The following is a 12,896-nucleotide window of genomic DNA, read 5'->3' as shown; positions in this document are numbered from 1 at the left end:
TATGAACGGTTTGTCTTTTTCTTTTATGCATCTAAATGATCACCATTTGTCGCAATCACTTGTTTATACCAATCAAAGCTTTTCTTTTTCTTTCTATCTAATGTACCTTTTCCTTCGTTATCACGGTCAACATATATGAAGCCGTAGCGCTTTTTCATTTCAGCTGTTGATGCGCTGACAAGGTCAATTGGGCCCCAGCTTGTATAACCCATCAAGTCTACTCCATCTGCAATGGCTTCTCTCGCCTCTAGCAAATGACTTCTGAGGTAATCAATTCGGTAATCGTCTTGAATGGATCCGTCTTCTTCTACTTGATCGACAGCTCCCAATCCATTTTCTACAATAAACAATGGTTTTTGGTAGCGGTCATATAGCTGGTTTAGTGTTGTACGAAGTCCTTTTGGATCAATTTGCCAGCCCCAATCACTTGCTTCTAGATAAGGGTTTTTCACGCCTTCAAATAGGTTACCACCAGTAACTTGTCCAAGAACCTCTGGATCTGTACTTGTCACAAAACTCATATAATAGCTGAAGCCAATATAGTCCACTGTATGGTTTCTTAGGATGTCTTCATCACCATCTTGGAACTCAATATGAATTCCATTTTCGCGGAAGTATCGTTTCATGTAACCTGGGTAGTAGCCTCTTGCCTGTACATCTGAGAAGAACAATGTTTTACGATCCTGATCCATTGCAGCAAACATATCTTCTGGTCTTGAGCTGTACGGATAAGTCGTCATCGCTGCAATCATACAGCCGATTTTCGCATCAGGAATGATTTCGTGTCCTGCTTTGACAGCTAAAGCACTTGCAACAAATTGGTGATGCGCTGCTTGATATTGAATGCTTTTCTCGTCATCATCCTCTTCAAATACAAGTCCGCCGCCAGTGAAAGGCGCATGTAACACGACGTTGATTTCATTAAAGGTCATCCAATATTTCACTTTGTCTTTATAGCGAGTAAACAACGTTTTCGCGTATGTTTCATAAAGATCGACAAGCTTACGGTTTCTCCAACCGCCGTAGTTTTTCACAAGTGCAAGCGGCATTTCATAATGAGAAATCGTGACAACTGGTTCAATTCCATGTTTATGCAGTTCATCAAATACTCTGTCATAAAAAGCAAGGCCTGCTTCATTTGGTTCAGCATCGTCGCCATTTGGGAAAATACGCGGCCAAGAAATGGATAGTCTGAAGCATTTGAATCCCATTTCTGCAAAGAGTGCAATATCTTCTTTATAGCGATGGTAGAAGTCAATCGCATCATGATATAAGTTCAAGTCTTTCATTGATTCATCGAATGGATGCATAATCCCGTGTGGTGATACATCAGCTGTCGATAAGCCTTTTCCATCTTTATTATAAGCACCTTCAATTTGGTTGCCCGCAACAGCGCCGCCCCATAAAAAACCTTTAGGAAATGTTTTTTCTAACTTGTTCATGTTGAATGCCCTCCTCATTTTCTTCTACACTGACTGTGAGCAGTGTCTCTTGTACTGAAATCGTGCCTTCTGTTTTCGCATCAACTTGTGCAAAATCGTTTGTGTTGGTCACAATAATTGGTGTGGTGACATCATAGCCTTCTTGCTGAATGCCCTCGATATCAAATTCAACGAGCACATCTCCTGCTTGAACAAGATCACCTGACTCTACATGACTTGTGAAATGTTTTCCGCCGAGCTTCACCGTATCAATTCCAACATGGATGAGAAGCTCTGTGCCTTGGTCACTCTTTAAGCCAATGGCATGTTTCGTTTGAAAAATGGTTTCAACCTTACCGTTGAACGGTGCTACAACACGTCCAACTGTTGGGACAATGGCTGCACCTTTACCCATGATTTCATTAGAGAATGTTGCATCATTGACTTGATTTAGCGGCTTTAGTTGACCTTCAAGCGGGCTTTGTACCACTTCATTTTGAAGCGTTGCTGTATCTTTCTTCTCTTCTGGTTTGTCTGCCTTTGTATCATCTTTCACTGGTACATCTTTGAACCCTAGAACAAGTGTCATGATGGTTGCTACAACAAAACCGATGACCAATCCAATGATAGAGTAGACAAATGTTGGGCCAACGAATGTTGGGATACCTGGAATACCTGCTGATCCCGACACCACATATGATTTTACTTTAAAGATCGACATGAACACGCCGCCTGCTGCTGCACCAATGAGGGCTGCAAAGAACGGTTTTTTCAATCGCATGTTCACACCATACATAGCAGGTTCAGTAATACCCATTAATGCTGTGATACTTGTAGACATCGCCAATGATTTGAAAGTTTTGTTTTTTGATCTCAAGAAGACACCGAATGCTGCGCCTGCTTGGGCCATATTCGCTACAAACATCATTGGGAGAATGTAGTCAAAACCGTTTAACGTAATGTTGTTGATCATGATTGGAAGTAGTGCATAGTGCATACCCGTAATGATCAATGGTGACATGAAGCCGCCGATCAAGAGTCCGGCCAAAATACCTGCATGTTTAAACAATAAATCAATTCCACCTGAAAGACCATTTCCGATAATCCCACCAAGCGGTCCAACAGCGATGAGCATAATTGGTACAACGACAAGAAGTGTGACCGTTGGAACAAGGATGATCTTTAATGATTTCGGACTATATTTTTCTGCAAATCTTTCAACATATGAACCGAGCCAGATGGTGAGTAGAATTGGAATCACCGATGAAGAGTACACAACAGAAACCACTGGCAAGCCTAGAAATTCTGTATTTCCCGCGCCCAGTAAAGCAGTTAACTGCGGGTGCAGTGCGGCTGCTGCAATGGCAGCGGCAATATACTGATTTGTGCCAAGTTTTTTGGCTACGCTTACAGCTAGTAGAATCGGTAAGAAGTAAAAGGCTCCGTCTCCGATGGCTGTTAAAATTGCATACGTACTGCTTTTATCTGATATCCACTGGAACGTAAGCATGAGTGCCAATATCCCTTTGATCATACCGGCTCCAGCGATGGCTGGAAGAATCGGCGTGAAGACACCAGAGATAAAATCGAAAAGTTTTGATATCACATTTTGTTTTGATGCTTCTTCTGTACCGCCTGACTTTACATCTGTTGACAGTCCTGAGTCAGCAATCATCGCTTGATAGACATTTGAAACATCATTGCCGATAATGACATGATATTGGCCTCCGCTTTGATTCACACCCATGACGCCGTCTGTTGATTGCAGCTTCTCTTTATCCGCTTTGCCTTCATCGTATAAGTTGAAGCGAAGTCTTGTCATACAATGCGTGACGTGCTTGACGTTCTTTTCACCGCCGACAAGCTCTAGAACTTCTTTTGCTGTTTGTTTGTGGTTCATTGTATTACCCTCCAATCGTTGATTAAATCATGATATAGAAAAAACCTAAACATCCATTAATGTCCGAGAAATAGCAATTCAGACATTAATCGATATTTAGGTTTTGCCTGCTTAACCAGTAACAATCCTTCATAGCGATTGATCGTTATTTAATTTTTATAAGTCTTTAGATATAAAAAAACCTAAATCACGCCTTATCAAAGATAGGGACAATGATTTAGGTTTTGCCTGCTTGACCAGTAACAATCCTAAAAGATTGTGGGTTATTTCGTTTATAGTTATAAATTATCATGTTAATTTTATGATGTCAACGCTTTCTTTTTGAATTTATTTTCTTTTTACCACTCTGTCGATATGCAAAGTTAAATATAGCATCTCATCTTCTATGAGACTTCGGTTGTATTCTTTTTGAACATAATCGTTAATTTTTTCAGCGCATTGAAAAGCTGCGGTGTTTTTTTCTTTTACTACTTCATACAGGAATTCATTTTGATTTTCCATTTGTGTTTCGTTAAACAGACGCTGTCCAAAAAACTTCAAATGCGTGACAAAACGGAAATAATTTAATGATTCCTCGTCTAAATCAATTTGAAAGTGATACTTGACGATATTTAAAATATCTTGAATGAGTTTGGTAATTTGAATCACGTTTGGCATTTCTTCATTGAGCTCTGCATTGACAATATGCATGGCAATAAAACCGGCTTCATCCTCAGGAAGATGAATGTTAAGCTTGTCCTGAATAATCCGGATCGCTTCTACACCACACATGAACTCTTCTTTGTACAACCGCTTGATTTCCCAGAGCAAAGCATTTTTGATGTCCATTCCTTTTTGATGACGTTCAATAGCAAAGGTGATATGATCCGTGAGCGTCACATAGATGCTGTCATTCAAATTTTTATTAAGGGTTGTTCTCGCATGATCAATAATCGCCTCACACACTTGCATATACTCGATTGGAATATCATAAAGCAGGGTTTTGAATTTTTCTGATATATCTTTATTTTGAATGGAAAATACTTTTTCAATACGTTCTTCGTCAATCGGATCTCCACTTTTCTTTTGAAAAGCGATCCCTCTGCCCATAATGACCAGCTCATGCTGCTCGTCATCATACGCACTGACCACATTATTATTGATTACTTTCGAAATGATCAATTGATACCCCCCAGTACATTCCACTTTTTCGAGCATCTCATTGTAGATTGATATGTCATTTTATTATTATCTTCAAAAAAGAGGACTTTAAGATGATTTTACATTTTTTTTTGATACGGTCAACTAGAAAGAATGACATATTACCTCTCAAAAATGACAAAATAGGGGCAAAAAAGTCTAAAAACATACACAAAAACACTCTAAAAAGAGTGCTTAAAGAGTGTTTTTTACAAAATTAGGAGCAATCCCAATTATAGACGACATTCTCGAAATTTTTTCGTTTGAGGTCTTCTGGTTTGATAAAAAAGTTGGCGATTCCGCAATCTCCCCACAACAGATCTACTTCATCATCTGAATCGATTTGTAATAACAGAACGGTATGTTCCTGGTCTTCATAGGTACGCGGGTCCTCTTGTGTAAAGCCTGGATATCCGCCCAATTTGTGACCAAAGCCACTCGCTGCATCATGAAATTCATCTAGCAAGGCATCCGCTTCATCTCCATCAATGCCTTTTACATCTTCGAATAGGTCCCAGCTGCGCTTACCTGTGATTTTCTCAAAGCGGAAATCTTCTACACTAATCGTTTCACTTGATCGTTCACCTGTAATGACGCCTTCCTTTGTCACAGGAAAATAAAAATCATCAGGAATTTTCACAAAAGAAAAATCAGTCAACAACTCTTCTTCTGCCAAGAAAGGTTCCTCAATAAATTTGATCCGAAAATTTTTTTGCTCTGTTTTATGGTCAATATTCATCCCATAAAGATCATCATGCACAGAAATAAAAATTTGCAGAAGCCCTGTTTCTGGATAATCCTTCAGCTTCGGCAGCTGTCCAAAATTTATTTGTGCCAAAAGCTTCATAGGGTGCCCTTCACCATCAACTGGATATTCGTCGTTTTTTGGGAAGTAAGGATCGCCTGCAATTTTGCTGTCGTATGGTCCTGTTTTTCCTTGTTTCATCTGTAATTGAATCATTGGTTGTTCAGTTTGATCTAACATTGTACGGTAAGGTGCTATTATTTCTTGCAGCTTCGCTGATTGTGTCACGATGGTCTTCCTCCTTATGAATAGGTCTACTGACCAGACTAGTATCTCTTTTTCTATCATACAGAAGTGTACCCTGCCTGTCAGCGATAAATCGGTCATTATCCGAACAACTTGCCCACCTTAAAACGTAAAAAAACCTCCGATTCATCTGGAGGTTTTGGTCGGTATTTTTTATTTCACTTGATAGTTCACTAAGTCTTCTGCCAGTGATTTCATCGTTTCATTTGTTTCATGAAGACCTTCAATAATTTTTGTGAACGTGCCTACAAGCTCTGCTTGATGCTCAGAGGAAGCGACAATTTGTGCTATTTCTTCTTCCATTCCTTTAATCGATCCCTGCACATCTTTTAGCGCTGTTTCAATATCCGTCGTCGCTTGTTTGGCGTGAGTTGACAGCTTTCTCACTTCCGTTGCGACCACTCCGAAGCCTGCTCCTGCTTCACCTACTCTTGCAGCTTCAATTGATGCGTTGAGTCCAAGTAAGTTCGTTTGATCAGAGATACCTTTTATAAGATTGGACACTTGATTGATTTTAGAGGAATTTTCTACAGTGGTTTTCGTGTTTTGTAGAATTTGTTCACTTGTCGCTTGTAGTTCCTCTGAATGTGCGGCAACTTGCTGAACCATTGCGACTAGTTTTTCGGAAGCTTGGTTGCTCTCCGTCATGATGTGATCTAATCGTTGTTGATTGGTCTGGTCATAGGCCACGCAGAAAGCAGCGACTACTTGACCCGTCTCATCTTTAATTGGAACGGCTACAATATCCATTGGAATCCCGTATACCTCTTTCGGAATTTGGATAAACGATGGCTCTCTCCCATTTTTCAACATAGAAAAGTTTTCGAACCCTGGAGCTACTATGTCCCCAGCTTTAAACCCTAAGTCAATGTTCCCATGTTGCTGATAATAAAGAACCTTCTCTTTCCCTAAAACAGAAAAGGTTAGTTGCTCTCTCATAGCTAGTCCAATGATTGGTAAAGCGTCTATTATGTTATCAATTCTCTGTGACATTCGCTCACGTTCATCCTCTCTTTTTCTCAGTACATCCTCTTTATCGGTTCGTTATAAGGTCTATTACAGCCTGTAATGTGCACTAATATCAATCAAATGACCTAAGACATATAAAAAGCCCACATTCTATCAATAGAATGTGGGTATTTTTAAAAAAAGGACATGCACATCAAGACACTGATACCGATGAGCAAAAGATACATATAGTCGATCCACGAAGTGCTGATGACATGATAATACGTCCGCTCCCTCGCCCCCGTGAAACCTCGTGCTTCCATCGCAATCGCTAAGCGCTCTGATTTTCGTACGCCCTGCGTAAAAAGAGGAAGTGCATAACGCATAAAGGCTTTCCAGCTGCTTTTTTGCTTATAGCCTCTGATTTTATGTGCTGCCTTCATTTGCTTTAATTCACTTTGAAATAACGGGATAAACCGGAAGCCGGCAAGCATCCCATATGCCCATTTTGGGGACATTCGGCATTGATGTATTAAGCTCATCATAAAGGCCGTCAAATCTGTTGTGGACGTAAAAAGGAGACCGAATGTCACAAAGCCAAGCATTCTGAAAGAAATGGTAAGGCCATTTTTCAAACTCTCCTCTGTAATATGAAACCATGCCCACTTCCAAACAGTATGATCCCCCTTGCCAAAGGCCGCCATCATCCAAAATACGAGAATAAAAAAGAGCAGATAAGGGACAAGTCTTGTGAAAAGATACTTCATATTCCATCCGCCTAAGACAAGTCCAATACCAAGTGCAAACAGCCAGATGATGAAGGTTGTTTTAGGGTCAGATATCGCCATGAGACAACACATCGCAAGCAGATGAGCGAGTAATTTGATGACTGGATTCACATTGGAAAGAAAGGAGTGATTACTTTGCAATCGTCAGCACGTCCTTTCTTTCAGCCACATAGCGATAATGCAAAGGGGCTCTCAGCTGATAAGCATCGACAAGTTCCTGATTTGAAAATAAATCATAAGGCGTGCCATCATACACATGCTTTCCTTGGTGAAAAAGAAGCACTTGATCGGCACACTTATCGACGAGGTCCATATCATGTGTGACCATCAAAATGGTGGTGCCTTGGCATTGACGCTCTTTCAAACGCCTCATTAATTCCTTCGCCGTTCTTTCATCCTGCCCGAAAGTCGGTTCGTCTAACAATAGTACATCCTGATCAAAAAGGAGCATTGTGGCCACACTCAATCTTCTTTTTTGACCTAAGCTTAAGGTGAAAGGATGCGCTTTTGCATGCTTCTCTAAACCGAACTCTTCCAATAGCTGAACTGTTTTTTCTTGCACAACGGATTCTGGCCAATTTCGTTGTCTTCCACCAAATGCGATTTCATCGTAGACTGTGTCTTGTATGAATTGAAGCTCCGGATTTTGAAACACAAAGCCTGTTTTTTCATATAGTCGTCGGTCAGACCACTTTTTGAGGGGTGTCTCTTTTAAGAAAATGCTGCCTTTTTTCATTGGCTCTAAACGGACTAAATGTTTGAGACATGTGCTTTTCCCACTTCCATTTTCCCCAATTATCGCCACCCAATCCCCTGCTTTGATATCCAGCTGAAGGTCACTCATAATCCTTTTTTTTCCATAGCTTAATTGAAGATCTTCTGTGCGAATGATGGTCTCTCGCTCAGTCGACGGCACTTTTTTACGCTGCTCTTTTCTTGCTTCAAAGGTTTGCATAAGCGTTTGACTCATTGGATGAAATGGGTCTTGAATAATTGTGGACCATTTCTCGGGAAATAATTTCGGCCGCCAAATCCCTGCCTCTTTCATTTCTTCTTCATATGTCGCGAACACATCTTTTGGAGGCCCCTCTGCTAAAATGCTGCCTTGATCGTCTAATAAAATCACCCGGTCCATCCATTCGATGACACCATCTAGCACATGCTCTACAAAAATCATGGTTTGTCGCTGATCACCTGCAAGCTGCTGTAGAAGCTGAAATATCTCCATTCTGCCTGCTGGATCAAGCTGTGCGGTCGGTTCATCAAAGAACAGCACATCTGGCTCTAACGCTAGTAAACAAGCAAGTGCCAATCGCTGCTTCATGCCGCCAGATAATGTATGAATGTCTGTATTCGGATCGACATCGAGTTGGACTTTTTGCATGAGCTGCTGAATGATGTCATCCATCTCTTCACGAGGGACGGAACGGTTCTCTAAGCTAAAGGCAATTTCTTCATTGACGCGGTGCATACAAAACTGGGAATCAGGATCTTGAAACATGACGCCTGTATGTCTTTGCAATATCACTTCGCCCTGCATGTCAGCTTCCATATGTTCTGGAATAATCCCAGCCAGAACTGAAATGAGTGTGGATTTACCGCTCCCGCTTGGTCCTAAAATAAGCACCTTTTCTCCTTTTTGAATGGAAAGAGAGATTTGATGCAAAACAGGCTGAGGCTGTTCATAAAAACGGACAGTGAGATTATTGCACGCGAGAAATGAATCCATGCTGTTCACCTTTGTTTCGTTTTTCTTTCATGATGGCATATTGATTCAGTACACCGGTTTTGGATAATGCGTCGACCACAACTTTCGCTAAGCATCCGCCCAGTATCATCCCGCTGATGATTTGAGTCATCAGTGTGATGAGTAAAACTTGAGGCGTGTAATAACCAAAGCCATTTGCAACGAGGCTATATGCCATTGCTCCAACAGCTGCAAAGGCACCTGACAGCATCAGTGTCCACATGCGATATCGTTTATAACCAAAAAGAGCAAAGGCGATTTCTGCCCCAAGCCCTTGGCATACACCAATCAGCAGGGCTGAAAGACCAAAGTGGCTGCCTGTCAGTAATTCCACAGCGGCAGCGGCTGTTTCTGCAATCAGGGCAGCTCCCGGCTTTTGGATGATATACGCGACGATTGGACTGGCAATCACCCAAATGCCAAACATGATGTTGCCTCCTGCTGGGCCAACTAGTGCTGTAATTGGTAAGTAAAGTGTGGACCATCCTAAATAGATGACACCGCACGCAACGGATAAAATGACAGCAAGGACGACTTCTTTCATCTTCCATGTCATGATGAATGCACCTGCAATGGAACTGGCCACTCTTCCACCGTAAACGCCATTTCCCAAAACTTGTACTCAAGCTGACAGCTTAAGATAAAGTGCTGTTTCATTTTTTCCTTTTCCTTCTCACTTGCTCCTTCCGCCAGCTGATCGAGCCGCTTGCAAAGCTCCACTGTAATAGAGTCGGTTAACCCTCCATAAAACGTGATCCACTCATAAAACGGATGTGACGGGTCAGGCTGCACGTCTGAGAGCATTCGTTTTCCAATTTCCCAATATGTCCAAGGACATGGAAGCAGGACAGCAATGATTTCCCCAAGCGTGCCTTCCTGGGCGACTTGCAGCATGTGATGAATATAGTGATGAGCACTCGGAGCCAATGAAGCTCCTTGGAGCTCATCATACGATACACCTGCCACTCGGCAAAGATTTTGATGAGGGTGCGTCTCACTATCTAGTACAAACGCAATCTGTTGATGGAAAAAGGCAATATCTTCTTTGTCTGTACATCTGCTTAGAGCCGCTGCATAAATTTTAATAAATGCATGTAAGTATTCTGCATCTTGTTTGACGTAATGAATGATCTGTTCCTTTTCCAGCTTTCCTGCTGCCAGGCCTCTGACAAACGGATGCTGATAAATGGCTTCAAATAATGTTTCTGCTTCTTTTCTTAATTGCGCTGAAAACGTCATAAAAAAAGCCTCCTCTTCTTCAGTTGAATAAATGAAAAAGCCACCCCAAATGGAGCGGCCTTCTTATCGATTCAATCATGAATAAGACAAGGTCCAGCTCCACTTCCCTCCGCTAGTACGAACTAGATCAGGTTCAAAGGGTCCAAGATTTCTTCTTGTCTCAGTCATACATGACTCCCCTAGTGGACTTTTGTCATTTAATTATCTTTACTCTACACATGTGGTGATTTGATGTCAACCACCTTTCTTAATTCAATGTTTTGATCGTTGGCAGCTTCTCGATCCCTGCGGCATAGTAAAAATTAAGGACACTGAAGAAATCAATTGGCTTTCCTGTTTTCAAATCAACAGCTAAAATATGATCGCCGTAATTTGTCATATCATCAATATCTAAATACCTTGGCGTTTTCTTGCCAAGTGTATCTACAAAGGTATCGTGGTAATATTGACCGCTTGCATATGAAGATTGATGGTACATAAACAATGTCTCCACATCTAAGTAGACGAGAATGGCCTCTGAGGAGCTTGCATAAGGCGCTGAGTACGACACTGGAGCGGAAATGCTTTTCACTTTTACACTTGAAATCGAATGGGTTCTTTGTTCGTATTTACCATCATAAGAGAAATAAAATACACGCTCCCATTCATAATCTGCTGTCTTCGATTGCTTGTTGTATACTTTTGCGCCATTGGCAAATACATCCCCATTTGCATACTCAGCTACAAAGTATTGTAAGGTTGACGATAGGGACACAGCCCCTGTGAAATTGGGCGGGTTTTTTGCATTCACCTGTAACGTGTAAGAGTCTCCGAAATCTCCACCGCTTGTGATACCGAATGCGTAGTCACCTGCTGGTAAATTGGTCAAACCAAGGAGACTGCCTGCGGGCTGAATCAGGTCTGTCGGGTACGCTTGTCCTGTTTCATAATCAACAACAAATAATTGAACGAAATAATCGGGATTTGAAGAGGTAATCCGGCTGATGAGTGCCTGAGGTGAAGATGTGCTTAAAAACCATAAATCAACTGGGTCGTCCTCTGATAAGACAACCGATTGGTTGATTGCTAGTCCATCAATGGAGCGAATGGCAGATGTACGCATCTTGCCATCTTTAGCGGCTTTTCGTTTGATACTGATTCCATTTTTCTTATCTACTTTAAAAGATTTTTTCAGTTGCTTCTGTTGGATAGCGGTTCCTTCATCCTGCTTCAAAAACGACTCTTGCACTTGCTGAATGGCTTTTTCCGTCAGTGGTGACAATTTCCCATCTGATTTCGGTGTTTCTTCTGCTTTTAATGCTGGTGAAAATAAACCTGTTGTGACGAGTAAAATAGACAATAAAGCTGCAGTGATTTTCACATAAAATGCTCTCACAGGAACATCCCCTTTTTCCTTAATTGGGTTTTTTGCCCTGTTAATATTTTACCATTATTCTATTCATTGTTTTGGTCTTTTTTAGGACATCTTTATGACAAAAAAACCAGCCGCATATATTACGACTGGTTTTTGATCATTTTATGAAATGGTTTTAACAAACAGGCGTGCTGTTTCTGCACTGGAACCTGGGTTTTGTCCAGTAATGATTTGCCCGTCAACTACAGCGAATGGTGCAAAGGCATCTCCTTTTTCAAACGCTGCCCCTTGCTCACGAAGTTTTGTTTCCAATAAAAATGGAACCTTTGATGTCAGCTGAACAGCTTCCTCTTCTTCGTTTGTGAAGCCTGTGATTTTTTTGCCTTCGATAAATGATTTGCCATCTTGATCCTTCACATCAACGAATGCTGAAACACCGTGACAAACAGCTCCGACTGCACCATTTTTGTCTGAAATGGCTAAGATTGCATCGGCTACCAATTGATTAGATGCAAAGTCGATCATTGGGCCGTGTCCTCCCGCAAAGAAGATGCCATCATAATCAGCTGGGTTCACATCTGTAAGCGCCTTTGTGTCTTCAAGTAATTCATATACATCTTGATATTGCGCTGGAACACCTTCTGGAATGGAATTTTTATCAATAGGGACAGTGCCTCCTTGAATAGAGACAATTTGGACATCTAGTTCATTTTCTTTAAAAATATGAAATGGCTCTGCCAATTCTTCTAGCCATAAGCCTGTTGGATGTCCGTTCATTTCCGAACTGCTTGTCGATACTAATAACACTTTCTTACTCATCTTGATCATCCTTTCGATATATCATATGGTTATTTTATATTTTGCACAATTAAATATCAAGCAATTAAACTTCAATGCAGCTCTTTATGGTATACCCGATTTTCTAAAAAATATGGCATGACATCAAATCTAATCAATATGTCACATTCTATTGGTAGGGAATTTCATGTAAAATTGTCATTGAGTGATATCATATGAGGTAAGATGGATAGACCTCTCGGATGTGAGGGGACTTTAAAAGGAGTGGAAAAGAGATGAAAACCTATTCGATTGTGATGATCATCATCACGCTCTGTATCATATTGGCCGTCTTTTTGATGAACCTAACAGGGGTCATGTATGGAAAAATTATTTTGGCTGTTGCCGTTGCTCTTTGTCTGACATCCATTATTCGTCTGATGGGTCTTCGAAAAAGATAAAAGCCGCCCTCACTAGGGCGGCTTTATTTAT

The 12,896-nt window shown here is 41.1% G+C and carries 12 protein-coding genes and 1 riboswitch; of the genes, 1 reads left to right on the top strand and 11 read right to left on the bottom strand.

What is annotated here, in order from left to right; all coding sequences use genetic code 11:
• Nucleotides 1-23: 23 nt before the first annotated feature.
• From bglH to C6347_RS00825, 11 genes are all read right to left on the bottom strand, one after another.
• Nucleotides 24-1,442 (bottom strand): aryl-phospho-beta-d-glucosidase, encoded by a 1,419-nt coding sequence (gene bglH / locus C6347_RS00875; protein WP_106071295.1) that lies wholly within the window; start codon nt 1,440-1,442, stop codon nt 24-26.
• A complete protein-coding gene (locus tag C6347_RS00870; protein WP_060597605.1) occupies nt 1,414-3,321 on the bottom strand; it encodes a beta-glucoside-specific PTS transporter subunit IIABC in 1,908 nt (635 codons plus the stop codon). Before C6347_RS00870 ends, bglH begins: the two co-directional genes overlap by 29 nt.
• Nucleotides 3,322-3,648: 327 nt before the next feature.
• Entirely contained in the window at nt 3,649-4,482 is an 834-nt protein-coding gene (licT, locus tag C6347_RS00865) for a BglG family transcription antiterminator LicT (RefSeq protein WP_034660482.1), read from the bottom strand.
• Nucleotides 4,483-4,717: 235 nt separating this feature from the next.
• The gene (locus C6347_RS00860) at nt 4,718-5,533 is read right to left on the bottom strand and encodes a YwqG family protein (protein WP_060597606.1); all 816 of its coding nucleotides are present in this window, start codon (nt 5,531-5,533) and stop codon (nt 4,718-4,720) included.
• Nucleotides 5,534-5,704: 171 nt separating this feature from the next.
• Nucleotides 5,705-6,160, bottom strand: a complete 456-nt coding sequence (locus C6347_RS19580; protein ID WP_258395123.1) for a methyl-accepting chemotaxis protein — start codon at nt 6,158-6,160, stop codon at nt 5,705-5,707.
• 533 nt (nt 6,161-6,693) lie between these two features.
• The gene (locus C6347_RS00850; protein ID WP_106071294.1) at nt 6,694-7,428 is read right to left on the bottom strand and encodes an energy-coupling factor transporter transmembrane component T family protein; all 735 of its coding nucleotides are present in this window, start codon (nt 7,426-7,428) and stop codon (nt 6,694-6,696) included.
• Complete coding sequence (locus C6347_RS00845) at nt 7,418-9,016, bottom strand: ABC transporter ATP-binding protein (protein WP_060597608.1); 1,599 nt, start codon at nt 9,014-9,016, stop codon at nt 7,418-7,420. The genes C6347_RS00850 and C6347_RS00845 overlap by 11 nt, the downstream gene beginning before the upstream one ends.
• Nucleotides 8,991-9,590, bottom strand: a complete 600-nt coding sequence (locus tag C6347_RS00840) for an ECF transporter S component (protein ID WP_034660488.1) — start codon at nt 9,588-9,590, stop codon at nt 8,991-8,993. The genes C6347_RS00845 and C6347_RS00840 overlap by 26 nt, the downstream gene beginning before the upstream one ends.
• On the bottom strand, nt 9,587-10,273 hold the full coding sequence (gene tenA / locus C6347_RS00835; RefSeq protein ID WP_106048027.1) for a thiaminase II: 687 nt from the start codon (nt 10,271-10,273) through the stop codon (nt 9,587-9,589). The genes C6347_RS00840 and tenA overlap by 4 nt, the downstream gene beginning before the upstream one ends.
• Nucleotides 10,274-10,360: 87 nt before the next feature.
• Nucleotides 10,361-10,464, bottom strand: a riboswitch (TPP riboswitch).
• Nucleotides 10,465-10,520: 56 nt separating this feature from the next.
• Nucleotides 10,521-11,648 carry a hypothetical protein gene (locus C6347_RS00830; RefSeq protein ID WP_106071293.1) on the bottom strand — a complete coding sequence of 376 codons (1,128 nt, stop codon included), beginning with the start codon at nt 11,646-11,648 and terminating at the stop codon, nt 10,521-10,523.
• Between the two features lie 141 nt (nt 11,649-11,789).
• Nucleotides 11,790-12,446: a type 1 glutamine amidotransferase domain-containing protein gene (locus tag C6347_RS00825; protein WP_060597611.1), complete on the bottom strand. Its 657-nt coding sequence runs from the start codon at nt 12,444-12,446 to the stop codon at nt 11,790-11,792.
• A gap of 254 nt (nt 12,447-12,700) precedes the next feature.
• Here C6347_RS00825 and C6347_RS19120 point away from each other — a divergent pair, with 254 nt between their 5' ends.
• Complete coding sequence (locus tag C6347_RS19120; protein WP_003214630.1) at nt 12,701-12,865, top strand: hypothetical protein; 165 nt, start codon at nt 12,701-12,703, stop codon at nt 12,863-12,865.
• Nucleotides 12,866-12,896: the final 31 nt, after the last annotated feature.

This window comes from Bacillus sp. NMTD17 (assembly GCF_002998735.1).
Lineage (GTDB): Bacteria > Bacillota > Bacilli > Bacillales > Bacillaceae > Bacillus.
Note: the sequence above shows the minus strand (reverse complement) of the source record. Positions and strands in the feature narration are given on the sequence as shown.

What these genes read in the sequence shown, in the direction of transcription:
- bglH (WP_106071295.1), bottom strand. Translation starts at nt 1,442, where the DNA reads ATGAACAAGTTAGAAAAAACATTTCCTAAAGGTTTTTTATGGGGCGGC.
- C6347_RS00870 (WP_060597605.1), bottom strand. Translation starts at nt 3,321, where the DNA reads ATGAACCACAAACAAACAGCAAAAGAAGTTCTAGAGCTTGTCGGCGGT.
- C6347_RS19580 (WP_258395123.1), bottom strand. Translation starts at nt 6,160, where the DNA reads ATGGTTCAGCAAGTTGCCGCACATTCAGAGGAACTACAAGCGACAAGT.
- C6347_RS00845 (WP_060597608.1), bottom strand. Translation starts at nt 9,016, where the DNA reads ATGGATTCATTTCTCGCGTGCAATAATCTCACTGTCCGTTTTTATGAA.
- C6347_RS00840 (WP_034660488.1), bottom strand. Translation starts at nt 9,590, where the DNA reads ATGACATGGAAGATGAAAGAAGTCGTCCTTGCTGTCATTTTATCCGTT.
- tenA (WP_106048027.1), bottom strand. Translation starts at nt 10,273, where the DNA reads ATGACGTTTTCAGCGCAATTAAGAAAAGAAGCAGAAACATTATTTGAA.
- C6347_RS00825 (WP_060597611.1), bottom strand. Translation starts at nt 12,446, where the DNA reads ATGAGTAAGAAAGTGTTATTAGTATCGACAAGCAGTTCGGAAATGAAC.
- C6347_RS19120 (WP_003214630.1), top strand. Translation starts at nt 12,701, where the DNA reads ATGAAAACCTATTCGATTGTGATGATCATCATCACGCTCTGTATCATA.